This window comes from Solirubrobacter ginsenosidimutans (assembly GCF_027587205.1).
Genome location: NZ_JAPDOD010000031.1, coordinates 61,305 through 83,927, shown reverse-complemented (window position 1 = coordinate 83,927; position 22,623 = coordinate 61,305). Strand labels below are relative to the sequence as shown.

Below are 22,623 nucleotides of genomic sequence, written 5' to 3'. Positions count from 1 at the left end.
TCGACTGTACGCCCCTCCCGGAGCCCTCGGAAGGGGTGCGTCCTGGCCCACCGCAAGGCGTGCCTGCACGCTCTACGGGGTCAGGAGCAGCGCGACGGCGCGGTGGCGCCCGGCGCCAGGCACAGCGTCTGCGCGACCGGGGTGCGCCCGCGCTTGAGCGGGTAGCGCACGACCTTGCCGACCTTGTCCGGCGCGGTGACGCGGATCTCGAGCGTCTGGCCCGCGCGGAACCGGTGGCGATAGCGCTTGATCGTGTTGAGCACGTTGACGCGCCCGCCGGCGGCGGCGCTGAGGGTGCGGCGCTTGATCGGGCAGTGCTTGCCCGAGCAGCGGAACTCGATCGTCAGGTTCGCGCTGCCGCTCGTGACGAGCAGCCGATCGGCCGTCACCCGCGCGCCCTTGACCCGCCAGTTGGAGGAGACGTTGGCCGTCAGGGGCGGAAGATCCTCGCGCAGGCCGTCGCAGTTCTCGTCGACGGCGTTGCCGCGGATCTCGATCGCGCCCGGGTGGATCGCCGGGTCGAGGTCGTTGCAGTCCTGCGCGGCGGGGTAGCCGTCGCCGTCCTGATCAGGCGGCGGAGTGGGCGCGGCGTCGCAGCGCGGCGCGCCGTCGAGAAAGCCGGTCGTGTACGTCTTGAGGTAGTGGTCTGGAACGTAAAGTCCATTGACCCGGTCCCACAGAGCGCTGCCGTAGACCTCTTCGCCGACGGTCTGGCATTCGATCTTGACCCACTGGCCCTTGCGCACGTGATTGACCACGGTGCGGGGCTCGACGGTCGGCTGCGCGCGGCCGTCGAGATCGTCCTCGGCGAGGTAGGTGTTGTCGGCCGCCCAGGGGCGCAGACTCGTCACCGGCGTGTCGGCGCGAGCCACCCCCGGTGCCATGAATGCGCCCACCCCGGCCAGCGCACAGATCCAGCGAACCGCCTTCCCGCCCATCGCCACCGACCCTAGCGAAGCTGGCGTGTCCGCAGCCGAACACGCGCCTGTCGACGGGTACGCACCCGCCGACAGGAATGTTCGCACGACTTACACGAACGTGATCTCCGCGAGCGGGGCGCCGGCCACCCACTCGTCATAGTCGCGATCGCCGTCGAGCTCGTCGATGATCGCGCGGATCACCGCACGGCGTTCGGCATCGTCGGTGACGGGCCGCGCGGTGGCGGGCAGGTCGGTGGCGAGCGCGGCGCGCACGGCGGCTTCCATCCCGTCATCGTGTCAGTGGCGGGCGTCGATGAGCTTGATCTTCTGGACGATGTCCTTCTGGCCCGCGATCTTGAGGCGGACCGTGTAGCGGACGTTGACGCGCCAGGCGTTCTTGGACGTCACCGTCGAGGAGTAGCGGGTGTCGGTGCCGTGCATGCCGACCTTCTTGATCGCCGACGGGCTCTTGCCCGGGGCGAAGACGTAGCGGGCGTCGATGCTGCCGTCGGCTTTGCGCGGGAGCACCGGAGAGGCGAACTCGATCGTCGCGTGGTGGGAGTCGACGAGGCGCATCGAGATCGCGCTGTGGATGGGGACGTCGGCGCTGGCGGAAGCGGGGAGGGCCAGGGCGCCGATCAGGAGGGGGAGAGTGAGGAATCGGGGCATATCACCAAGGACAACGGTGGCGACCGGGTCGCGGTGACGGGGTTTGTGACGGCCCCGATGAACTTCCGGCGATCTCTCGGTCTTAGCTCTCATGGACGTGTTCAACGAGGAAGCGACGACCTTCGCCGACCACTGGGCCGGGCTCCCCGCGCCCGCGCAGCGTGAGATCGCTGACGCCTTGCAGCTCACCGAGGGCACGCGGCTGCTCGACGTCGGCTGCGGCAGCGGCCACTTCTGCGCCCAGGCGCTCGCCCGCGGCGCGCACGTGAGCGGGATCGACGCGGCGCCGGCGATGATCGCGATCGCCAGCCGCGTCGCGCCCGGCGCCGACTTCTGCGTCGGCCCGATGGACGAGCTCCCGTGGCCGGATGACACCTTCGACGCCGTCACGAGCTTCAACTCGCTGCAGTTCGCCGATGACCCGGACGTCGCGCTGCGCGAGTGGGTGCGGGTCGCGAAGCCCGGTGCCGCGATCGCGATCTGCGTCTGGGGTCCGCGCGAGGAATGCGAGCTCGACGCCGTCTGGGGCGCCGTCAGCACCGAGCCGCCGGCGCCGCGCTTCTGCGAGCGCCTCGTCGAGACCGTCGCCACTGCCGGCCTAACACTCTCCACCCACGCCACGGTCAGCGTCCCGTACGAGGTTCGGGATCGCGAACGCTTCGAGCTGGGGCACGGCTTCCTCGCCCGCGGCGTCGCCGGGGTGCCCGAGGCGGAGGCGCTGGCCGCCATGGTCAGCGCCGCGGAGCCGTTCCGGCGGCCGGACGGCTCCTACCGCCTCGAGAACACCTTCCGCTACGCGCTCAGCGCTGTGCCATCGCCTCGCCCGACTCCAGCAGCGTCTTGAGGTCCGAGAGCACCCACGCCCAGCCGCCGCCGGCACCGCTGGACTCGCTCTCGCCCGCGACCATCGAGGCCAGGGCCGGCGCGCCCTCGAGCTCGTGGGTGACGGTGAGCTTGGTGACGCCGCCGTCGATCGGCTCGATCTCGTGGGTGAGGCGGGTGAAGCCCTCGGCCTCCATCGCCGGGTCCATCAGCATCCGCCAGGTCTGGACGAGCTTGCGCGGCGGGTCGGACTCGAGGATCTCGCCGTCGACGATGACGTCCGGGACGCCCGGGTAGGCCTTCATGGCGGCGCCCGGGCGCTGGATCGCACGCCCGCCCGGCCGGAGGTCGAAGTCGGCGACGCCGCCGTAGCCGTAGCGTTCGGTCCACTCCGGCTGGGTGATCGCGTCCCAGACGCGCTCCGGCGTGGTGCGGATGTAGACGCGGTAGACCTGGGTCGTGTTGGTGGCGGTCTCGGTGCTCATGCGCTCTCCAGCTGGGTTTTGAGGTCGGCGAGCGCCGAGACGCGGCGCTCCGTGTACTTGTCGATCCAGCGGTCGTGGATCAGCCGGATCGGCACCGGGTTCAGGAAGTGCTGCTTCTCCCGGCCCGACCGGCGCGCGACGACGAGGTTCGCCTCCTCGAGCACCCGCAAGTGCTTCATGACGCCGAAGCGGGTCATCTCCAGCTCGGACTCGAGCTCGGTCAGCGTGCGGCCGTCCCGCACGAAGAGGCGGTCGAGCAGGTGGCGCCGGGTCGGATCGGCCAGCGCCTTGAACACGCGGTCGTCGTCGGTCACGTTCCTCACAATACGTGACCAAATGGTCACATGTCAAACTTTGTTCGAACCGACCCACCCGCGTCGGCGTATCTCCCCGCGACGGAGTCGGACCGGACACGGAGGGCGAGAAACTTGCGGGTCGGAAGAAAGGCGCTGCTGGTCGCGGCGGCGATGGCCTGCGCGGCAGCGCCGGCGTTGGCGTACAGCGGCGCGGCGGCAGGCGGGAGCTTCACCGCGATCGACTACGCGTGGCAGGCGAACGGCACCAGCGGCACGACGGTGACGATCACGCCCGGGCAGACGGTCACGTTCGCCTACCCGAGCGGTGCCAGCCGCCACGACGCCCACTTCACGGACAAGCAGCCCAGCGCTTGCCCCGGTCTGCCGGCCAGCGCCACGAAGCCGGGCTGGAGCGCGGAGTGCACGTTCGACGCTCCCGGCAGCTACCCGTTCGTCTGCGACTTCCACCCGGAGATGACCGGCACGGTCGTCGTGGCCGCCGCCGCGACGCCCACGCCCAGCGCAACCGCCACTCCCACGGCAACCACTGACCCGGTCGGCACGCCCGGTGCCACCGCCACCCCGCCGGCTCCCGGGTCGACCGCGGAGCCCACGGCCGCCGCGCCGAAGCAGAGGACGCTGAAGCTCAAGCTCGCCGGGACCCAGCGCGGCACGCGCGTTCGCGGGTCGGTGAGCGTCGAGGAGCCGGCCTCGCGCCTGGAGGTGACGGTGCTGGCGGGCAAGACGAAGGTCGGCACGTATCTGAAGAAGTCGACCGCGTCCGGCACCGTGTCGTTCTCGGTCGCGCTCAACGCCCGCGCGCGCCGGACGCTCGCGAAGGCGCGCCGGCTGCGGGTCAGCGTCGCGGTCGCGCTGACGCCCCCTGGGGGAAGGAAGCTGATCACGCACGCGAAGGCCACCGTCCGTCCTGGCTAGCCTCTAGGTCGTGCGCCGTCTCGTCATCCTGCTGGCCGCCGGCCTCGTCGTGAGCGCCTGCGGCGAGACCCCGCGCCCCGCGACCGAGCCGCGCGTCAAGCTCAAGCTCGAGGCGCCCAACAGCGGCGGAACCACGCGCGACGACCACATCTCGATCCACGGCACGGTCACCCCGGCGGACGCCACCGTCGAAGTGATGGGCACGGCGGCGTCGGTCAGCGCGGGCGAGTTCACCGCCGACGTCGACCTCCAGCCGGGCGGCAACGTGATCGACGTCACGGCGAGCTCGCCCGGGCGCCGACCCGCCGCGGACGCGCTGCGCTATGTGCGCGATATGCGCGTCGACGTCCCCAACGTCCTCGGCCGGTCACCGGACGACGCGACCGCCGCCGTGAGGGCGACCGGCCTGACCCCGGTGATCCAGGACGACACCAACTGGCTCGACCGCCTGCTCGGCAGCCCGACCGTCTGCTCCGTCAGCCCGCCCGCCGGGACCGCGGTCGCCAAGGGCACCAAGGTGACCCTGCGCACCGCCAACACCTGTTAGTGGCGCCCGCTAGCTAGTCCGGGACGAACGCGATCAGCGAGATGCGCGGGCGGCCCTTCTCGCTGATGACGACCCACGTCATCTGGCCGGTCGTCGGCTTGGCGCCGTCGTAGGTGATCGTGTAGCGGGCGGTCGCGCGGCCTGAGGGGCCGCTCTCGGCCGAGAGGCCCTTGAGCTCGAACCCGGTGATCGCCTTGCTGTTGAACTGGCTCTGATAGGCGGCCACCACGTCGTGGCGGCCGGTCTGGTTGTCGGTGGGTGAGACGCGCTGGGCGTCGGCGGTCAGCAGCCGCGACATCCGCGCCGCGTCCTCGTCGCCGTAGGCGGAGGCGAACGAGTTGGCCATCCGCTCGACCTCGCCGGAGGAGACGGGCTCGCCCGGCTTCGGGGTGTCGGCGCCGCCGGGGACGACCGCGATCGCCACGGCCGCGCCCGCGATCGCCACGACGCCCGAGCCCCACGCCCACAGGCGGCGCCGGCGCTTGGCGCGGTAGCGGCGAATCGGCGTGGTCTCGGCGGGTGCGGGCGGCTCCTGCTCCGCGACCGGATCCGGGACGCCGACCGGCGGCAGCTTCTCGACGCCTGACCAGAGGCGGCCTTCGCGGCGGATCGTCGGCGCCGCGGCGCCGCGCGCGACGGAGCGCTCCTCCTCGGTCACCGAGCGACCCTCGGCGGCGGCCAGCACGGCCCGCCCGAAGTCACCCGCCGACGGGTAGCGGTCCTCCGGCGACTTGGCCAGCGCCCGCGCCAGGACGCGGTCGAACCCGGGCGGCACGCCCGCCGTCCGCGAGGCTTGCGGCGGCTGGTCGTGCAGGTGCGCGAGCATCGTCGCGGGCACGGTCTCGCGCAGGAACGGCGGGGCGCCGGTCAGCGCCGCGTAGAGCACGCAGCCGAGCGCGTAGACGTCCGCCCGCGCGTCGTTGGGGCCGGGATGGAACTGTTCCGGCGCCATGTAGTCGACCGTGCCGAGGAAGTGCCCGGCGGTGGTCAGCGTGTCGGCGCCCGCGAAGCGGGTGAGGCCGAAGTCGGCGAGGTAGGCGTGCTCGCCGCTGAGCAGGACGTTGGCGGGCTTGACGTCGCGGTGGATCAGCCCGGCCTCGTGCGCCGCGTCGAGCGCGCCCGCGACCTGGTTGACGATCTCCGCCGCCCGCTGCGGCTCCACGCGCCCCTCGGCGCGTAACAGCCGGTGCAGGTCCGTGCCCGCCACCCAGCGCATGACGAGGTAGAGCCGGCCGTCCTCCTCACCCGCCTCATAGACGGGGATCACGTTCGGGTGATCGATCGCCGCCGCCATCCGCGACTCGCGCTGGAAGCGCTCGCGGAACCCCGCGTCGGCGGCATGTTCGGGCGCGATCAGCTTCAGCGCCACGGGGCGCCCGAGCGACAACTGGGTCGCCCGATAGACGATGCCCATGCCACCTCGGCCGGCGACCGCCTCGATCCGGCAGCCCGCGATATGAGCGCCTTCGAGGACGTCGGTCACCCTTCGATTGTGACGTGCCGCTGAGCAATGTCGGTCGTATCGTGGCCGCGATGCACGTCGATCAAGCCCTTACGGTGGACCGCGAACGCCTCCAATCGGACCTCGAGCGCCTCGTGGCGATCCCGTCGATCGCGTTCGAGGGATACCCGCGCGAGCCGCTCGACGAGGCGGCCGATCTGGTCGAGGAGCTGCTGCGCGATGCGCGCGCGGCGCAGATCCAGCGCGTCGACGTCCCCGGCGAGGCGCCGACGCTCGTCGCCGACTTCCCCGGCGCCGGTCCGACGGTCCTGCTCTACTCGCACTACGACGTCCAGCCCGCGCCGGCCGACGGGTGGGAGACGGACCCGTTCACGCCCACCGTCAAGGACGGGCGCGTCTACGGGCGCGGCGCCGCCGACGACAAGTCGGGCATCGTCGCCCACCTCGCCGCGCTGCGGGCGTTCGACGGCGCGCCCCCGGTGCACGTGAAGCTCGTGGTCGAGGGCTCCGAGGAGAACGGCCGCCAGGCGCTGCTGGGCGTCGTCGACGAGCAGCCCGACCTGCTCCGCGCCGACGTGATGGTGATCGCCGACAACGGCAACTGGAAGGTGGGGGAGCCGACGCTGTCGCAGACGCTGCGCGGGCACGGCAAGCTCGTCGTCACGCTGCGCACGCTCGACGGCGCGCTGCACAGCGGCCACTTCGGCGGCGCCGCGCCGGACGCGCTGCTGGCGCTGAACCGCCTGATCGCCACGCTCCACAACGACGACGGCAGCGTCGCGGTGCAAGGGCTCCAGGACGGCGACTGGGACGGCACGGAGTGGCCGGAGCCGGACTTCCGCCGCCAGGCGCGCGTCCTGGACGGCGTCGCGCTGGTCGGCAGCGGCGCCATCAGCGACCGCGTGTGGGCGCGCCACGCGATCTCGGTCCTGGGCCTGGACGCGCCGCCGGTCGAGGGCGCGGGAAACATCGTCATCCCCGAGGCGCGGGCGAAGATCGCGGTGCGCGTCCCGCCGGGCGCCGACCCCGTGCAGTCGCTGGCGGCCGTCGAGCGTCACGTCCGCGCGAACGTGCCGTGGGGCGCGCGGATCGACGTCGTCGTCGAGCCGGCCTCGACCCCGATCGCGCTGCCCGCGCTGCCGGAGGCCGAGCGCGCGCTCGAGCAGGCGTTCGGCAAGCCCGTCGCGCGGATGGGCAGCGGCGGGTCGGTCCCGCTCGTCGCCAAGCTGCGGGCGGCCTACCCGGACGCCTCGTTCGTGCTCTGGGGCGCGCAGGATTCCGACCTCGCCCGCATCCACGCGGCCAACGAGTCGGTCGACCTGGGCGAGATCGCCGGGATCGCGCTCGCCGAGGCCCTGCTGTTGAAGGAGCTCAGCTCGACCTGACGGGGGAGCTGCGCGCGACCATCAGCGCGCTGCCGCCGTAGCGCGAGGTGACCTTGCCGCGGCGCCGCGGCAGCGTGACGCGGTAGGCGCACTTCCGCGTGACCTTGGCGTGGCGGGTGGCGCGGCGGCGGCCCCAGCGGACCGTCACCGCGACCGTCCCGGAGCAGGCGCTGGTGAGCGCGGCGGGGCGCACCACCCGCCCGCTCGCGACGAAGCGCTTGACCGCGAGCGTGACCCGCGGGCGGAAGCGGCTGACGACGACGGCGCGCTGCATGCTCGTCGTCTGGCCCGCGGTGTCGACGGCGACCGCGGTCAGCGTGTTGCGCCCGACGTCGCCGCCGCGTGCCCGGTAATCGCAGGTGTAGGGCGCCGACGCGTCCTCGCACACGACGCGGTCGTCGTCGAGGAAGCGCACCAGCGCCACGCCGCGGTCGTCCTCGGCGAACGCCTGCAGGGTGTTGGCGGGGTTCGCCGGCAGCCGCGCGCCCGCCGCAGGCGCCGCCCAGGCGACGGTCGGCGGGTGGTCGTCGCTTCCGTCGCCGACTTCGGCGATCGAGACCGACTCGCAGTCGCCGTCGACGAGATCGCGCGTGTCCGCCGTGACGGTGTCGTTGCCGTCTCCGCAGTGGACGCGGTCGACGAAGCCGTCGCGGGCGTCGATCGTGTCGTCGCCGCCGAACGCGTCGAGGACGTCGTTGCCGGCGCCGCCGATGAGCGTGTCGTTCCCGTCGTCGGTCGTCAGCTCGTTGGCGTCCGCGTTGCCGACGAGCGTCGTCGCCTCCGGCACGACGATCGTCTCGAGTGGCGGCAGCCCGGCGCGCAAGCCGACGACGGTGGCGTTCTCGACGTCGGAGGCGACGGTGTCGCCCTCTCCCGGCCGGCCGTCGCCGATCGTGCCGTCGAGGGTGATCGTGAACGGCGGCGCGGCGGTCTGGGCCGTGTAGCGCGCGGTGTCGAGCCCTTCGCCGCCGAGCAGCGTGTCGCCACCCGCCTCGCCCTCGAGCGTGTCGTCGCCGTTGCCGCCGTCGAGTAGATCGTCGCCGTCGCCGCCGAAGAGCGAGTCCTGCCCGTCACCGCCGCTGATGACGTCTCCCGCCCCGCCGCCGCGCACGTTGTCGTCGCCGCTCTCACCGTTGAGCGTGAGCGGGACGGCGAGCGTGTCCGCCGCGGTGATCGAGTCGCTCAGATCGCCAGCGTTGATCACGATCCGGCTGACGCCCGCGCACGCGTAGGCCGAGTCGGGCGGGAGGGCGAAGACGGCGCTGCAGCCGCCGGGGCCCGCGGCGATCAGGTCGTCGTCGGCGACGGCGATCGCCACCGTCCCGAGGAGCGGGTTCACGGACACCGAGTTGGCGTGGCCCGGGCTCGCCGTGTAGGTCAGCGTCCCGCTCTGCAGCGTCAACGTCGCAGCGCCGGCGGATGCCGGAAGCGCCAGCACCAGCGCAACGATGCACAGGAAAGCGGTACGCATCCCCGTAGAGAGTACGTGGCTGATCCCGCCCGCCCAAGGGCGATCACCCCCCGGACGAGCAGGAACAACTCAGCCCCGCGGTGGCGGCGCCGACTGGAACACGGGCTCGGCGCGGCTCCGATGACCTTTGGGTTCCCATGCCGCAACGTGCGGAATCGCATGGTCACCACTCGTTGACGCGATCCGGTCCGTGTGCGGACCGGATGAGGGCGGCGGCGCCGGTTTCGAAGTCGATCGTGACCTCGAACGTGTCGCCGCGGGCGAAGCGCAGCACGTTGTCGTCGGCGGAGAGCGTGCGGTAGGCGCCGGTGCGCAGGTCGGGCTCGGTGCGGCGCAGCGCGAGCAGGCGGCGGTAGAGCGAGAGCAGGGAGGACGGGTCGTCGCGCTGCGCTTCGACGTTGACGCGCCCGTGGTCGGCGGCGAACGGCAGCCAGGGCTCGCGCGCCGTCGTGAACGACCCGGCGGCGTCCCACTGCATCGGCGTGCGGACCGGGTCGCGGTTGCCGAACGCCCACGGATCGACGCGCTTGTCCGGCGGGATCTCGACGTCGTGCATGCCGATCTCGTCGCCGTAGTAGAGCGTCGGCGTGCCGCGCAGCGTGAGCAGCAGATACGCGGCGGCCCGCTCGTGACCGGGCGGCAGGCGGGAGGCGAGTCGCGGGCGGTCGTGGTTGCCGAGCACCCAGTTCGGCCACGCGCCGTCGGGCAGCGCGCCCTCGTAGCGCTCGATGAGGTCTGCGACGTCGCGCGCGGTCCACGGCGTGGTGAGCAGGTGGAAGTTCGCGGGCATGTCGAGCCCGGACGCGTAGTACGCCATCAGCCGCTCGATCGGGAGGTAGAGCTCGCCGAGCAGCAGCCGGTCCTCGCCGACCGCGTCGCGGAACTGCCGGATGACGTCCTGCAGCTCGGGGCGGTCGCTCGTGAACTCGGGGAGCAGCGCCCAGTACGGGTCGTCTCCCTCGTTCCAGTCCGGATTGGGCGGGTTGTCGCGCAGCCGCGCGTCCTTGATCACCTGGCGCAGCGCGTCGATCCGGAAGCCGTCGGCGCCGCGCTCGCACCAGAAGCGCAGGACGTCGAGCATCGCCGCGCGGACGTCCTCGTTGCGCCAGTTCAGGTCTGGCTGCTGCTCGAGGTAGGCGTGGTAGTAGAAGCGCCCGCTCGCGTCGTCGCGCGTCCACGCCGGGCCGCCGAAGTTGCTCACCCAGTTGTTCGGGACCTCGTCCGCCCAGAGGTAGAACTCGGGGCGCTCGCGGAACCACGGGTGCTCGATCGAGGTGTGGTTCGGGACGTAGTCGAGGATCAGCTTCAGGCCCAGGCGATGCGCCTCGGCGACCAGCGCGTCGAAGTCGTTCAGCGTCCCGAACACCGGGTCGACGTCACGGTGGTCGGAGATGTCGTAGCCGAAGTCCGCCATCGGCGAGCGGTAGAACGGCGACAGCCAGACGCCGTCGACGCCGAGCCACTTCAGGTACGGCAGGCGCCGGCGGACGCCTCGTAGGTCACCGGTGCCGTCGCCGTCTGAATCCTGGAACGAGCGCGGGTAGACCTGGTAGATCGCCCCGTCGCGCCACCAGGTCATGTCCAGGCCGCGAGCAGCGCCTCGGTGTCGGGGGCGACCAGCAGCCGGGAGCGGTGCTCCGGGCGCAGGAAGCCCTCATGCATCGCGTGGTCCAGGAACGCGGTCAAGCGGTCATAGAACCCCGCGGTGTTGAGCACCGCCAGCGGCTTGTCGTGGATGCCGAGGTAGCTCCAGGTGTAGACCTCGATCAGCTCCTCGAGCGTGCCGATCCCGCCCGGAAGCGCGACGAACGCGTCGGCGAGCTCGGCCATCAGCGCCTTGCGCTCGTGCATGTTCTCGACGACGTGCAGCTCGGTCAGCCCCTGGTGCGCGACCTCGCGGTCGACCAGGAGCTGCGGGATCACGCCGACGACCTCGCCGCCCGCGGCGAGCGCCGCGTCGGCCACGGCGCCCATCACGCCGACCTGTGCGCCGCCGTAGACGATCCGCAGGCCGCGCTCGGCGAACGTGCGCGCCATCGCGGTGGCCGCCTCGAGGTACACCGGGTCCTTTCCAGGGTTGGACCCGCAGTAGACGCAGATCGTCTTCACAGCGCCGCGAGCAGCTTCTGGAGGTCGGACTCGTCGTTCCAGGCGCCGACCGACGCGCGCAGGTACGGGAACCCGGGGAGGTCGCGCACCGCGATGCCGGCGTCGGCGAGCCGCTGGCGGGCCTCCGCGGGCTCGGGGTACTCCCAGGCGACGAGCGTCGACCGGCCACGAGGCGCGACCGTGTAGCCGGCGTCGGCGAGCCCGGTCGCGAACTGTTCCGCGAGGTCGGCCGCCCGCTCCATCGACGCGTCGAGATCGGCCGCGACGAGCACCTCCAGCGCGGCGAACGAGAACGCGAGCGCCTCGCGGGAGAGGGCGGCGTCGAAGCGCCGCCCGCCGGCCCGCAGCGTCGACTCCAGCCCGCGCGACGCGTCCTCGAAGGAGCCGTAGGTCGGCGCGATCGTCCGCACCCGCTCGCCGAACTCGGGCTGGACGTAGAGCATCCCGGTGCCGTCCGCCCCGCAGAGCCATTTCTGGCCGGCGGCGGCGTAGGCGGCGCAGCCGAGCGCCTGGACGTCGACCGGCACCGCGCCGGAGCCCTGCGCGCCGTCGAGGATCACCGGGACGTTGACGCTCGAGAGGTCCGGGGCGAGCTCGCCGGTGATCCAGTTCACGTGCGAGGCGGCGACGAGCGTCGTCGTCGCGGTGACCGCGTTCGCCAGCTCGGCGAACGGCACCGGCTTGACCGTCGCGCCGCGGTGGCGGGCGGCGATCAACGGGCCGAGCAGGCCGGGATGCTCGTTGTCGGAGGTGACGATCTCGTCGCCCGTGCCGAGGTCCATCCCCGCGAGCACGCAGCCGAGCCCGAAGCTCGTCCCGGTCGTGACCGCGACGTCGTCGGGCTCGCAGTTCATCAACTGCGCGTAGCCGGCCCGCAGGTCGGTCTGCAACTGCATGCGGCGCTCGAAGTGCGGCCACGTCCGCCCGTCCGCGAGCGAGCTGTTGAGTTCCTGCTGGACCAGTTCAGCGGCGGCGCGCGGGATCGGCCCGTCCGTGCCGGCGTTCAGATACGCGACCTTTTCAAGGACCGGAAACTCGTCACGGAGGGCCATGGTTTCGAGACTACTAACGGCCGCACACGGGCCAGGGCGAGGCTCCTTCGCGGGCGTAGAGCAGCGCCGCGCGGCGGTTCTGCTCGGCCTCGCCGGCCGCCGCCGGGTTCCCTTCGCCGCCGACGCTCTGCCACGTCTGCAGCGTGAACTGGTACTTGCCGTAGAAGCCGTTGCCCGTGTCCGTGCCGGGGTTGCCCCCGGACTCGCAGGCGGCGATCGCCTCGAGCGTGGGGGAGGCCGGGGCGTTCTGCGCGGCGGCCCGGCGGCGGTGCGCGTCGCGGCGGGCGTCGTTGAGGTCGCGCCGCAGCGTGCGCACGCGGCGGGCGAGCCGGGCGGGCGGCTCGTCCTTCACCCGCCGGCGGTAATCGCGCGGCGAGAAGCCATGGCCGCGGGCGTCCGCGACCTTGTCGGCGAGGCGCCAAGCCTTGCGGGTGAGGCGCTGCTGGGCGAGCTCGGTGTGCTCGGCCTTCATCTGGGAGGCGACGGTCAGGTGCCCGGCGAGCGGGGCCTGGACCGAGGACTGGACGGTCTGCGCTTGGGCGGCGGTCGGGATGGCCAAGGCGGTCGCGCCCACGGCCAAAACGGCGGTCGTGGTCGTTCGCATGTCACTTCCTTCGCTGTCGCTTGCGAACGGGGCACCCTAGCGAGACCCCGCAAAGGGGGGTCACAAAGGGGGGGTCAGACCCCTCAACATTGCGAGCCCCGCTGTAGAGCCAAATCAATTGTTGAGGGGTCTGACCCCTTCGTTTGGCGGGAATGGTGGGCGTGGCGATGGCGTCAGCTCCCGTATGGCCACGCTCCTGAGAATTTCTGTGCTCTCCGCCGTCGTCGCGCTCGCCTTACCAGCGGTGGCGTCCGCGGCCCCCGAGATCCGCACCGTGTCGGGGGCGACGCCCGCCTCGCTCGACGCGACCATCAACGCCTTCAAGGCCGACGCGGGCGAGAAGCGCTCCGAGATCAACTGGGACGGCGTGCCGGCGACCGCCACGTTCCCGAACCGGTTCCCCGGCGGGTTCTTCGGCAGCCAGCGCGGGGCGGAGTTCGACACGCCCGGCATCGGCACCGAGATCTCCAACGGCTCGCCGTGGGGTGGAGGGTTCCCGCGCTACTCCGGGGACAAGCTCTTCTCGCCGGTCGGCTCCAACTACACGAACGTGCGCTTCAACGTGCCCGGCACGCCGCGTCAGGCGTTCACGAGCGCGTTCGGGGTCGTGCTCTCAGACGTCGACACCACGGGTGGCGCCTCGGTGACGTTCCTCGACTCGCGCGGCGCGACGATCCTTGACGTGCCCGTCCCGCCCGGCCCGAACGGGCTGAGCTTCGTGGGCGTGCGCTTCCGCGACGGCGAGCGCATCGCCGAGGTGCAGGTCCGCGCGGGCACGGCGCCGATCGCCCCCGGCGTCGTCGACACCCCGCAGACCGACCTCGCGGCGATCGACGACGTCCTCTTCGCCGAGCCGCAGGCCGATCTCGCGCCGCCGCCCGACACCCAGTTCGTGCCGATCGATGTGCCGAGCGGCTTCGATCCCTCGTCCTCGTCCGCGTCCTCGGCGACGCCCCTGCGCGCCTCGCTGGTCACCCTCGCGAAGTCCGTGCGCCGTAACCGCCTGCTGAAGGTCGTGCTGGGCAGCTCGGCCGACACCGAGGCCACGCTCACCCTGGGCAAGACGGTCAAGCACCTCACGCTCCAGGCGGGCGCGACCTCGTTCTCGTTCCGCGTCCCGGCGAACGCCAAGAAGGGCAAGCAGAAGCTGCGGTTCGAACTCACCGGCACCGACGGCAACACGGCCGCGAAGAGCGTGAAGATCAACGTGATCTAGCCTTAGCGCGCGATGCGCGTCCCTCTTCCCGACGGCTCTGTCCGTGAACTTCCCGACGGCTCCACCGGAGCCGATCTCGCCGCCGACATCGGTCCGGGCCTCGCCCGGGCCGCGATGGCCATCCGCGTCCTCGATGGCGACAAGACGGAGAAGCGGGACGGGACGGCCTACGACAACGGGCGGATCGTCGACCTGTCGTACCCGCTCGTCGACGGGCAGCCGGTCGAGATCGTCACCGCCAAGGCGGGTGACGGGGACGCGCTGAAGCTCCTGCGCCACGACATCGCGCACGTGCTGGCCGAGTCCGTGCTCGAGCTCTACCCGGGGACCAAGGTCTCGATCGGCCCGCCGATCGCCGAGGGCTTCTACTACGACTTCGAGTTCCCGCCCGGCGTCACGATCAACGAGGACGACTTCCCGAAGATCGAAGCGCAGATGAAGAAGCACGTGAAGGCCGACGAGCCGTTCGTGCGCTCCGAGCTGCCGGTGGGCGAGGCGATCGAGCACTTCCTGCGCGAGGATCAGCCCTACAAGGTCGAGCTGATCGAGGACCTGGTCAAGAACCAGGGCGTGCCGAGCGTCGGGATCTACCAGAACGGCGACTTCTACGACCTCTGCCGCGGCCCGCACGCCCCGGGCACCGGCCGCGCCAAGGCCTTCAAGCTCACGTCCGTCGCCGGCGCGTACTGGCGTGGCGACGCCAACCGTCAGATGCTCACCCGCATCTACGGCACCGCGTTCGCCTCCAAGGAGGAGCTCGCCGAGCACGTGGAGCGCCTCGAGCAGGCCCGCGCGCGCGACCACCGCAAGCTCGGGAAGGAGCTCGAGCTCTACATGTTCTCCGAGCTCTCGCCGGGCTCGCCGTTCTGGTTCCCGAACGGGATGGCGATCTGGAACGAGCTGACCAAGCTGTGGCGCACCGAGAACGGCGCCCGCGGCTACCGCGAGGTCAAGACCCCGATCCTCTACGACGCCGAGCTCTTCAAGCGCTCCGGGCACTGGCACGTGTACCGCGACAACATGTACTTCACGGACGTCGAGGGCCAGTCGATGGGCCTGAAGCCCATGAACTGCCCGGCGCACACGCAGCTCTACGCGTCCCAGCGCCGCTCCTATCGCGACCTGCCGATCCGCTACTCCGAGCAGGGCCTCGTGCACCGCCACGAGCCGTCGGGCACGCTGCACGGCCTGCTGCGGGTGCGCCACATCACGCAGGACGACGCCCACATCTTCGCCACCGAGGACCAGATCGAGGAAGAGGTCATCCGCTGCCTCGACTTCGGCTTCGCGATCTACGACAAGTTCGGGTTCGAGCCGCGCCTTGAGCTGTCCACCCGCCCGGAGAAGCGCATCGGCACCGAGGACATGTGGGACCGCGCCGAGGCCGCGCTGCAGCGCGCGCTCGACAACCACGGGCTCAAGTACGACGTCAACGAGGGCGACGGCGCGTTCTACGGCCCGAAGATCGACCTGCACATGACCGACGCCATCGGCCGTTCGTGGCAGCTCGGCACCGTGCAGCTCGACTACGTGATGCCGGAGCGCTTCGAGCTGGTCTACACCGGCGCCGACAACGCCGAGCATCGCCCGGTGATGATCCACCGCGCCCTGATGGGCTCCTTCGAGCGCTTCATCGGCATGCTCGTCGAGCACTACGCGGGCGAGTTCCCGGTCTGGCTGGCGCCGGTCCAGGCGATCGTCCTGCCGGTGTCGGACCGCCACGTCGAGCACGCCGACAAGGTCCAGGCCGCGCTCGGGGAGTTCCGGGTCGAGGTCGACCGCCGCACGGAGTCGATTGGGCGCAAGATCCGCGAGGCGGAGCTGCGCAAGATCCCGTACATGCTGGTGCTGGGCGACCGCGAGGTCGAGTCCGACACGCTGTCGGTGCGCCGGCACCGCGAGGGTGACCAGGGCGCACTGACGCTCGAGGACCTCCGCGCGAAGCTGGGCGCGGACGAAGAATAAGGGGCTACCCGTGGGCATCCTTGCCCCGCGGGTGACCCACATTGCCCTGGCACATCCGTGTCCCGGGCCGCTCTCCAACAAGAGGAGCAACCGGGTCAATCGGCACCGCTAGCGGTGCGTTGAGCGCTTCGGTCCGAGTGCTGACCCGCAGGTTTCCCCACACGCTCGCGCAAACGCGTCTATACTCCTTGGCATTGAATACGCGTCTCCAGACTGCGCTGCGTTCTTGACGCCACGCGCACACACCCCCAGCTAGTGCCGGTCCCGAGAAGGTTCGACCGGCAACCGCCGGAGCGCGATACCACCCGCATCAACGAACGCATCCGCGTTCCTGAGGTCCGTCTCATCGATGAGGACGGCCAGCAGGTAGGGATCATGCGCACCCAAGATGCCCTGCGCCGAGCGCAGGAGAAGGACCTCGACCTAGTGGAGGTCGCCGCCGACGCCAAGCCGCCGGTGTGCCGCATCCTCGACTACTCGAAGTACAAGTACGAGCAGGCCCAGAAGGCCAAGTCGGCTCGTAAGCATCAGCAGCAGATCAACGTCCGGGAGATCAAGTTCCGGCCGAAGATCGCGCAGCATGACTACGACACCAAGAAGGGCCACGTCACGCGCTTTCTCAAGGCGCGCGACAAGGTCAAGGTGACGATCATGTTCCGCGGGCGCGAGATGGCCCACCCCGAGCGGGGAGAGATGATTCTCAACCGGCTCGCGGAGGACCTGGCGGAGTTGGCCGTCGTGGAGCAGCGTCCCCAGCAGGACGGCCGCAACATGACGATGATGCTCGGCCCGGCCCGGACCGCCCCCGCGGACGAGAAACCGGCCTCGTAGATCGATCGGCGCGACTGGGGCGGCTATACTGCCGCCCTCGTCATGCCCAAGATGAAGTCTCACTCCGGCGCCAAGAAGCGCTTCAAGGTCACTGGCACCGGCAAGGTCCAGGCTCGCCACTCCTTCTCGAGCCACATCCTCGAGAAGAAGTCGCCTAAGCGCAAGCGTCACATGCACCTGGACATCAACCTCGTCAAGGGCGATGCGCGCCGTGCCAGCCAACTGCTCCACGGGCAGGGCCGATGACCCGCGTAAAGCGTTCAGTCCACGCGCGTAAGAAGCGCCGCGAGGTCCTCGAGCGGACCAAGGGTTTCCGCGGGGAGGCCAACTCCTCGTACAAGCGCGCCAAGGAAGCGATGTTCAAGGCGGACGCGTACGCGTACCGCGATCGTCGCAACCGCAAGCGTGACTTCCGCCGCCTCTGGATCACCCGCATCAACGCCGCCGCGCGCGCCGAGGGCATGTCCTATGGCACGTTCATCCACGGCCTGCAGCTGGCCGGCGTCGAGCTGGACCGCAAGGTCCTCGCCGACATCGCCGTGCGCGACCCCGAGACCTTCCGCCGATTCGTCGACCGCGCCCGCGAGGCCTCGGCGGCTTAGCTTTACCCGAACACCGCCGAGCCTTTCCAGGGCGCCCCTCCATGTCGGAGCGGCGCCCTTTTTTGTTTCTCCAGCCGACACGACATGACCGAGATCACCAGCCCCCACAACGAAGCGCTCAAAGAGATCCGCAAGCTCGCCGGAAGGAAGTGGCGCGACAAGCTGGGCGAGTTCGTCGCCGAGGGCGAGGACCTGCTCGAGGCCGCCGACGCCGCCGGCTGGCACGCGTCGGCGCGCTACGCGGCGACCGGCAGCGGGCTCGAGGGCATTCCCGTCGCGCCGCACGTGCTGGCCACGGTCTCCCAGCTCGGCTCCGGCACGCGAGCGCTCGGCGTCTACCCGCAGCGCTGGTCGGAGCCCGTCGGCCCGCGCTGCGTCGCGCTGTGGGGTGTCGCGGACCCCGGCAACGTGGGCACGATCCTGCGCTCCGCGCTGGCGTTCGGCGCCTCGAGCGTCGCGCTCGGCCCGGGCAGCGCGGACCCGTACGGGCACAAGGCCGTCCGCGCCTCGATGGGCGCGCTGTTCTCCGTCCCGATCGCCCGCGTCAGGAACTTCGGCGAGGTCCCCGGCCGCAAGGTCGCGCTGGTCGCCCGCGAGGGCGCGCCCCTCAGCGAGCTGCCGGTGGACGGGGAGATGACGCTGTTCATCGGCTCCGAGCGCGAGGGCCTGCCGAAGGCCCTCGTCGCCGCCTGCGACGACGTCGCCCACATCCCGATCGCCCACGCCGACTCGCTCAACGCCGCGATGGCGGCGACCGTCGCCCTCTACCAGATCAACACTAGGATCACCCGCCCATGAGCACCGCCGACCGGATCGCCGCATTGCGCGCCGAAGGGGAGGCGGCCGTCGCCGCCGCCACCGCAACCGCCGAGCTCGAAGAGGTGCGCGTGCACTTCCTCGGCCGTAAAGCCGAGCTCCCGAACCTGCTGCGCGACGTGGGCAAGCTGCCGCCCGAGGAGCGAGGTCCGGTCGGAAAGGGCGCCAATCAGGCGCGCCAGGCGCTGCAGGCGGCGGTCGACGCGCGCGAAGCCGAGTTGCAGTCGCTCGAGCTGGAGGCCACGCTGGCCGCGGACGTCGTCGACGTCACGCTGCCCGGCACGCCGGCGCTGCCCGCCGGCCACCTGCACATCCTCACCGCCACCCGGCGCGAGATCGAGGACGTGTTCGTCGGCCTCGGCTACCGCGTGGTCGAGGGACCGGAGATCGACCTCGCCTACTACAACTTCGACGCGCTCAACCACGATCCGCACCACCCGGCGCGGGCCGAGTCGGACACGTTCTACGTCGCCGACGACGTGGTCCTGCGCACGCAGACCTCGCCGATGCAGGTGCGGATGATGGAGAAGCAGGGCCCGCCGCTCTACATCATCGTCCCGGGGCGGGTCTACCGGCCCGACAACGATGCGACCCACACGCCGCAGTTCCACCAGGTCGAGGGCTTGGCGGTCGACGAGGGGCTGACGCTGAGCGACCTCCAGGGCACGCTGCTCGCGTTCGCCCAGGCGATCTTCGGCGACGACCGCAAGGTCCGCCTGCGGCCGCACTTCTTCCCCTTCACCGAGCCGTCGGTGGAGCTCGACGTCAGTTGCTTCAACTGCAAGCACGGCTTCCTGCGCGACGGGTCGCGCTGCCCACTGTGCAAGGGCACGTCGTGGATCGAGATCCTCGGCTCCGGGATGGTCGACCCGAACCTCTACGGCTACGTCGCCGACTCCGGCTACGACGCCGAGAAGCACCAGGGCTTCGCCTGGGGCATGGGGATCGAGCGGATCGCCTTCCTCAAGCACGGCGTGCCCGACCTGCGCATGTTCTTCGAGAACGACCTTCGACTCTTGGAGCAATTCGGATGAGGCTGCCCCTGTTCTGGATGACGGACTACGTCGATCCGGGGTTGCAGCCGGCCAAGCTGGCCGAGCGCCTGGACCTGACCGGGACCGAGGTCGACCGCGTCTTCACCCACGGCGTCACCGCGCTGGACAACTTCGTCGTCGGGCGGGTGCTCACGCGCGAGCAGCACCCGGACGCCGATCGCCTCTCCGTCTGTCACGTCTCCACCGGCGAGGGCGACGTCGCCCAGATCGTCTGCGGCGCGCCCAACGTCGCGGCGGGTCAGGTCGTGGGCGTCGCGCTGCCCGGCGCGGTCATGCCCGACGGCGCCCGCCTGAAGCGCTCCAAGCTGCGCGGCGTGGAGTCCCAGGGGATGATCCTGGCCGAGGACGAGTTGGCGATCGGCCTCGACCACAACGGGATCATGGTCCTCGACGACGACCTGCAGGAGGGCACGCCGCTGGCCGACGTGCTGCCGATCGCGACCGACGTGCTCGAGCTCGCGATCACCTCCAACCGGCCCGACTGCCTGTCGATCTACGGCGCCGCGCGCGAGGTGCACGCCGCGACCGGCGCGCCGCTGAACCCGCCGCCGTGGCTCGAGGACCCGGGCATCGCGGGTGAGCTCGCGGGCGTGAACATCGAGGTCCAGGCGCCCGACCTCTGCCCGCGCTTCACCGCGCGGCTGTTCGAGGACGTGAAGATCGCGCAGTCGCCGCCGTGGCTGAAGGCGCGGCTGATGGCGAGCGGGCAGCGCCCGATCAACAACGTGGTCGACATCACCAACTACGTGATGCTGCTCACCGGCCAGCCGCTGCACGCGTTCGACTGGGACCTCGTCGCCGGCGGGCATCTGGTCGTCCGCTGGGCGCAGGACGGCGAGAAGATGACGACGCTGGACGGCGTCGAGCGCACGCTGACCTCCGACATGGGCCTGATCTGTGACGACGACGGCCCGACCTCGATCGCCGGGGTCATGGGCGGGCAGCGCTCCGAGGTCCAGCCGACGACCACGCGGGTGCTGATGGAGGCGGCCAACTGGGACGGGCCGAACCTGCAGCGCACGTCGCAGCGCCTCAATCTGCGCACGGAGGCCTCTTCGCGCTTCGAGAAGTCGCTGGCGCAGGAGATCGCGATGTGGGGCCAGGCGGTCTCGACCCAGCTGATGCTCGAGCTGACCGGCGCGCGGCTCGTGCCCGGCACGGTCGACGTGGGTGGCGACGGTCCGCCGCCGAAGACGATTCGGCTGCGCGACGAGAAGGTCACCGGCCTGCTCGGCACCGAGGTCCCGCTCGGCGACCAGGCCGAGCTGCTCGAGCGCCTGGACTTCGGCGTCACCGACACGGGCGACGCGCTCGAGGTCATCGTTCCGCCGGTCCGGCGCAACGACGTCACCCGCGAGGTCGATCTGATCGAGGAGGTCGCGCGGCTCTGGGGGCTGGACAAGCTGCCCTCGACGCTGCCCGCCCACGGCGCCTCCGGCCGCCTGACAGTGGAGCAGCGGCTGCGTCGCCGTGCCGGCGACGCGCTGGTCGGCGCGGGCTTCTCCGAGGCGATCGGCTGGAGCTTCGAGGCGCCCGAGATGGCGCGCAAGCTGCGCTTCGACGCTCCCGCGATCACGCTGCGCAACCCGCTCTCCGAGGATCTCTCGGTGATGCGCACGACCCTGCTCGGGTCGCTGCTCACCTCCGTACGCCATAACGTCGCCCGTGGGCGCGAGGACGTCCGGCTCTTCGAGGAGGGCTCGGTCTACTTCGACCGCCCGCACGGGCGCGAGCTGACCGCAGCCGAGGCGCGCTCGACGCCGCTCCCGGACGAGCGGATGCATCTCGCCGCGCTGATGACCGGGCGCCTGCGCCCGGCTTCGTGGGGCGAGAGCGACCCGCCGGCGGCGGACTTCTTCGCCGCCAAGAGCGCGCTCACGACCCTGCTGGGCGCCCTGCGCGTCGAGTGGAGCGTCGTGCGCGGGTCCGATCCGTTCCTGCATCCGGGCCGCGCGGCGCGGGTGATCGTCGGCGGGGAGGACGTGGGCTGGCTCGGCGAGGTCCACCCGGGCGTCGCCTCGGAGTGGGACCTGGGCCGGGTCGCCGGGTTCGAGCTCGACCTCGGCCCGGTGCTCCCGCACGCGAACTTCGTCCCCGCCTACGAGGATCTGACGTCGTTCCCGGGCATCCGCCAGGACCTCGCGTTCTGGGTGCCGGCGGACCGGACGTCGGCTGAGCTGGTCGAGGTCGTCAAGGGCGCGGGCGGCAAGCTGCTGCGCGGCGTGCACGTGTTCGACGTGTACGCGCGTGAGGGCCAGACGTCCTTGGCGGTCCGCCTGGAGTTCCGCGCGGGCGACCGCACGCTCACCGACGAGGAGATCGCGCCGCAGCGCAACAAGATCGTGGAGGCGGTGCGCAGCAAGCTCGAGGGTGAGCTGCGTGGTTGAGGTCAGCGTCCTCGGCGGCGTCGGCTACGCCGGCGCGATCGCCGCGCAACTGCTCTATCGCCACCCGTTCTTCAAGCTCGCGCATGTGACCGCCCGCGCGGAGGCGGGTCAGCGGCTCGACGACGTCCACCCGCGCACGCGGGTGCCGCTCGAGCTCGAGATCTTCGACGTCTCCAAGCACGCGGTGGACGCCGCGGTGGTCGCGTACCCGCATGGCGCGGCGGCGCCGGTCGTGGCGGAGCTGCGTGCCGCGGGCACGCGGGTCGTGGATCTCTCCGCCGACTTCCGGCTGCGCGATCGCGCGATCTACGACGACTGGTACGGCGAGCACAAAGCGCCGGAGCTGTTCGGCCAAGGCGTCTACGGACTGCCCGAGCTGACACGTGCGCAGGTCGCGGGCGCCGATCTCGTCGCCAACCCCGGCTGCTATCCGACCGCGGCGCTGCTCGGCCTCGCGCCGCTGGCGAAGGCGGGCGTGATCGGCGACGTCGTGATCGACGCCAAGTCGGGCGTCTCGGGCGCCGGTCGCGCGCCCACCCACGCGACGCACTTCATCTCCGCCAACGAGAACGTCTCGCCCTACAAGATCAACGGCCACCGCCACACGCCCGAGATCGAGCAGGAGCTCGGCGTGCTCGGCGCGACGCTGCCGATCACGTTCATGCCGCACCTGCTGCCGCTCGATCAGGGCGAGCTCGTCACGGCGTATGTGACGCCGTCGGCGGAGCTGAGCGAGGACGAGTTGGTGAACCTCTACGACGACTCCTACGCCCGCGAGCCGTTCGTCGAGCTGCGCACCGGTCCGGTCGGCGTGATCGACGTGCGCGACACCAACTTCTGCCGCATCTCGTGGGTCCAGGACCCGCGGACCGGGCGGATCATCGTCTTCTCGGCGATCGACAACCTGTGGAAGGGCGCGGCGTCGCAGGCCGTGCAGAACCTGAACCTGATGTTCGACCGGCCTGAGACGGAGGGACTGCTTTGAGCTCACGG

24 protein-coding genes are annotated in these 22,623 nt (G+C 71.3%); 13 read left to right on the top strand and 11 right to left on the bottom strand.

Annotated features, from left to right (window positions below; genetic code table 11):
• Positions 1-80 precede the first annotated feature (80 nt).
• The 3 genes from OM076_RS28150 to OM076_RS28140 all read right to left on the bottom strand — a co-directional run bounded on the left by OM076_RS28150 (position 81) and on the right by OM076_RS28140 (position 1,589).
• Entirely contained in the window at positions 81-938 is an 858-nt protein-coding gene (locus OM076_RS28150; RefSeq protein WP_270043449.1) for a MopE-related protein, read from the bottom strand.
• Between the two features lie 90 nt (positions 939-1,028).
• On the bottom strand, positions 1,029-1,205 hold the full coding sequence (locus OM076_RS28145; protein ID WP_270043448.1) for a hypothetical protein: 177 nt from the start codon (positions 1,203-1,205) through the stop codon (positions 1,029-1,031).
• 12 nt (positions 1,206-1,217) lie between these two features.
• Positions 1,218-1,589, bottom strand: coding sequence for a hypothetical protein (locus OM076_RS28140; RefSeq protein ID WP_270043447.1), 372 nt, complete (start codon positions 1,587-1,589; stop codon positions 1,218-1,220).
• A 91-nt stretch (positions 1,590-1,680) separates the two neighbouring features.
• Here OM076_RS28140 and OM076_RS28135 point away from each other — a divergent pair, with 91 nt between their 5' ends.
• Positions 1,681-2,433 (top strand): class I SAM-dependent methyltransferase, encoded by a 753-nt coding sequence (locus OM076_RS28135; RefSeq protein WP_270043446.1) that lies wholly within the window; start codon positions 1,681-1,683, stop codon positions 2,431-2,433.
• Here OM076_RS28135 and OM076_RS28130 read toward each other — a convergent pair.
• Positions 2,390-2,896 (bottom strand): SRPBCC family protein, encoded by a 507-nt coding sequence (locus tag OM076_RS28130; protein WP_270043445.1) that lies wholly within the window; start codon positions 2,894-2,896, stop codon positions 2,390-2,392. The two genes, OM076_RS28135 and OM076_RS28130, sit on opposite strands and share 44 nt — an antisense overlap.
• Entirely contained in the window at positions 2,893-3,210 is a 318-nt protein-coding gene (locus OM076_RS28125) for an ArsR/SmtB family transcription factor (protein ID WP_270043444.1), read from the bottom strand. Before OM076_RS28125 ends, OM076_RS28130 begins: the two co-directional genes overlap by 4 nt.
• A 114-nt stretch (positions 3,211-3,324) precedes the next feature.
• Between OM076_RS28125 and OM076_RS28120 the strand changes: the two genes are divergently transcribed.
• Together OM076_RS28120 and OM076_RS28115 are read left to right on the top strand one after the other, a co-directional pair.
• Positions 3,325-4,128: a cupredoxin domain-containing protein gene (locus tag OM076_RS28120; RefSeq protein ID WP_270043443.1), complete on the top strand. Its 804-nt coding sequence runs from the start codon at positions 3,325-3,327 to the stop codon at positions 4,126-4,128.
• 10 nt (positions 4,129-4,138) lie between these two features.
• Positions 4,139-4,675 carry a PASTA domain-containing protein gene (locus OM076_RS28115; protein ID WP_270043442.1) on the top strand — a complete coding sequence of 179 codons (537 nt, stop codon included), beginning with the start codon at positions 4,139-4,141 and terminating at the stop codon, positions 4,673-4,675.
• 13 nt (positions 4,676-4,688) lie between these two features.
• Here the strand turns inward: OM076_RS28115 and OM076_RS28110 are convergent, their stop codons facing one another.
• Positions 4,689-6,158: a serine/threonine-protein kinase gene (locus tag OM076_RS28110; protein WP_270043441.1), complete on the bottom strand. Its 1,470-nt coding sequence runs from the start codon at positions 6,156-6,158 to the stop codon at positions 4,689-4,691.
• A 50-nt stretch (positions 6,159-6,208) separates the two neighbouring features.
• Between OM076_RS28110 and OM076_RS28105 the strand changes: the two genes are divergently transcribed.
• Positions 6,209-7,522 carry a M20/M25/M40 family metallo-hydrolase gene (locus tag OM076_RS28105; RefSeq protein WP_270043440.1) on the top strand — a complete coding sequence of 438 codons (1,314 nt, stop codon included), beginning with the start codon at positions 6,209-6,211 and terminating at the stop codon, positions 7,520-7,522.
• Here OM076_RS28105 and OM076_RS28100 read toward each other — a convergent pair.
• The 5 genes from OM076_RS28100 to OM076_RS28080 form a co-directional block, all read right to left on the bottom strand.
• The gene (locus tag OM076_RS28100; RefSeq protein WP_270043439.1) at positions 7,509-8,993 is read right to left on the bottom strand and encodes an Ig-like domain-containing protein; all 1,485 of its coding nucleotides are present in this window, start codon (positions 8,991-8,993) and stop codon (positions 7,509-7,511) included. The two genes, OM076_RS28105 and OM076_RS28100, sit on opposite strands and share 14 nt — an antisense overlap.
• 163 nt (positions 8,994-9,156) lie before the next feature.
• Positions 9,157-10,572: an alpha-amylase family glycosyl hydrolase gene (locus tag OM076_RS28095; protein ID WP_270043438.1), complete on the bottom strand. Its 1,416-nt coding sequence runs from the start codon at positions 10,570-10,572 to the stop codon at positions 9,157-9,159.
• On the bottom strand, positions 10,569-11,102 hold the full coding sequence (locus tag OM076_RS28090) for an LOG family protein (RefSeq protein ID WP_270043437.1): 534 nt from the start codon (positions 11,100-11,102) through the stop codon (positions 10,569-10,571). The genes OM076_RS28095 and OM076_RS28090 overlap by 4 nt, the downstream gene beginning before the upstream one ends.
• Complete coding sequence (locus OM076_RS28085) at positions 11,099-12,154, bottom strand: aminotransferase class V-fold PLP-dependent enzyme (protein ID WP_270043436.1); 1,056 nt, start codon at positions 12,152-12,154, stop codon at positions 11,099-11,101. The genes OM076_RS28090 and OM076_RS28085 overlap by 4 nt, the downstream gene beginning before the upstream one ends.
• A 13-nt stretch (positions 12,155-12,167) precedes the next feature.
• Positions 12,168-12,758 (bottom strand): transglycosylase family protein, encoded by a 591-nt coding sequence (locus tag OM076_RS28080; RefSeq protein WP_270043435.1) that lies wholly within the window; start codon positions 12,756-12,758, stop codon positions 12,168-12,170.
• 184 nt (positions 12,759-12,942) lie between these two features.
• Between OM076_RS28080 and OM076_RS28075 the strand changes: the two genes are divergently transcribed.
• From OM076_RS28075 to argC, 9 genes are all read left to right on the top strand, one after another.
• A complete protein-coding gene (locus OM076_RS28075) occupies positions 12,943-13,974 on the top strand; it encodes a hypothetical protein (protein WP_270043434.1) in 1,032 nt (343 codons plus the stop codon).
• Between the two features lie 12 nt (positions 13,975-13,986).
• Complete coding sequence (gene thrS, locus OM076_RS28070; protein WP_270043433.1) at positions 13,987-15,939, top strand: threonine--tRNA ligase; 1,953 nt, start codon at positions 13,987-13,989, stop codon at positions 15,937-15,939.
• A 255-nt stretch (positions 15,940-16,194) separates the two neighbouring features.
• On the top strand, positions 16,195-16,770 hold the full coding sequence (gene infC / locus OM076_RS28065) for a translation initiation factor IF-3 (protein ID WP_270043432.1): 576 nt from the start codon (positions 16,195-16,197) through the stop codon (positions 16,768-16,770).
• A gap of 42 nt (positions 16,771-16,812) precedes the next feature.
• Positions 16,813-17,016: a 50S ribosomal protein L35 gene (gene rpmI / locus OM076_RS28060; RefSeq protein WP_270043431.1), complete on the top strand. Its 204-nt coding sequence runs from the start codon at positions 16,813-16,815 to the stop codon at positions 17,014-17,016.
• Positions 17,013-17,372, top strand: a complete 360-nt coding sequence (gene rplT / locus OM076_RS28055; RefSeq protein ID WP_270043430.1) for a 50S ribosomal protein L20 — start codon at positions 17,013-17,015, stop codon at positions 17,370-17,372. Before rpmI ends, rplT begins: the two co-directional genes overlap by 4 nt.
• A gap of 84 nt (positions 17,373-17,456) precedes the next feature.
• Positions 17,457-18,170, top strand: a complete 714-nt coding sequence (locus tag OM076_RS28050; protein ID WP_270043429.1) for a TrmH family RNA methyltransferase — start codon at positions 17,457-17,459, stop codon at positions 18,168-18,170.
• Positions 18,167-19,222, top strand: coding sequence for a phenylalanine--tRNA ligase subunit alpha (gene pheS, locus OM076_RS28045; protein ID WP_270043428.1), 1,056 nt, complete (start codon positions 18,167-18,169; stop codon positions 19,220-19,222). Before OM076_RS28050 ends, pheS begins: the two co-directional genes overlap by 4 nt.
• A complete protein-coding gene (gene pheT, locus OM076_RS28040) occupies positions 19,219-21,630 on the top strand; it encodes a phenylalanine--tRNA ligase subunit beta (protein WP_270043427.1) in 2,412 nt (803 codons plus the stop codon). The genes pheS and pheT overlap by 4 nt, the downstream gene beginning before the upstream one ends.
• Positions 21,623-22,615 carry an N-acetyl-gamma-glutamyl-phosphate reductase gene (argC, locus tag OM076_RS28035; protein ID WP_270043426.1) on the top strand — a complete coding sequence of 331 codons (993 nt, stop codon included), beginning with the start codon at positions 21,623-21,625 and terminating at the stop codon, positions 22,613-22,615. The genes pheT and argC overlap by 8 nt, the downstream gene beginning before the upstream one ends.
• The last annotated feature ends 8 nt before the right edge of the window (positions 22,616-22,623 follow it).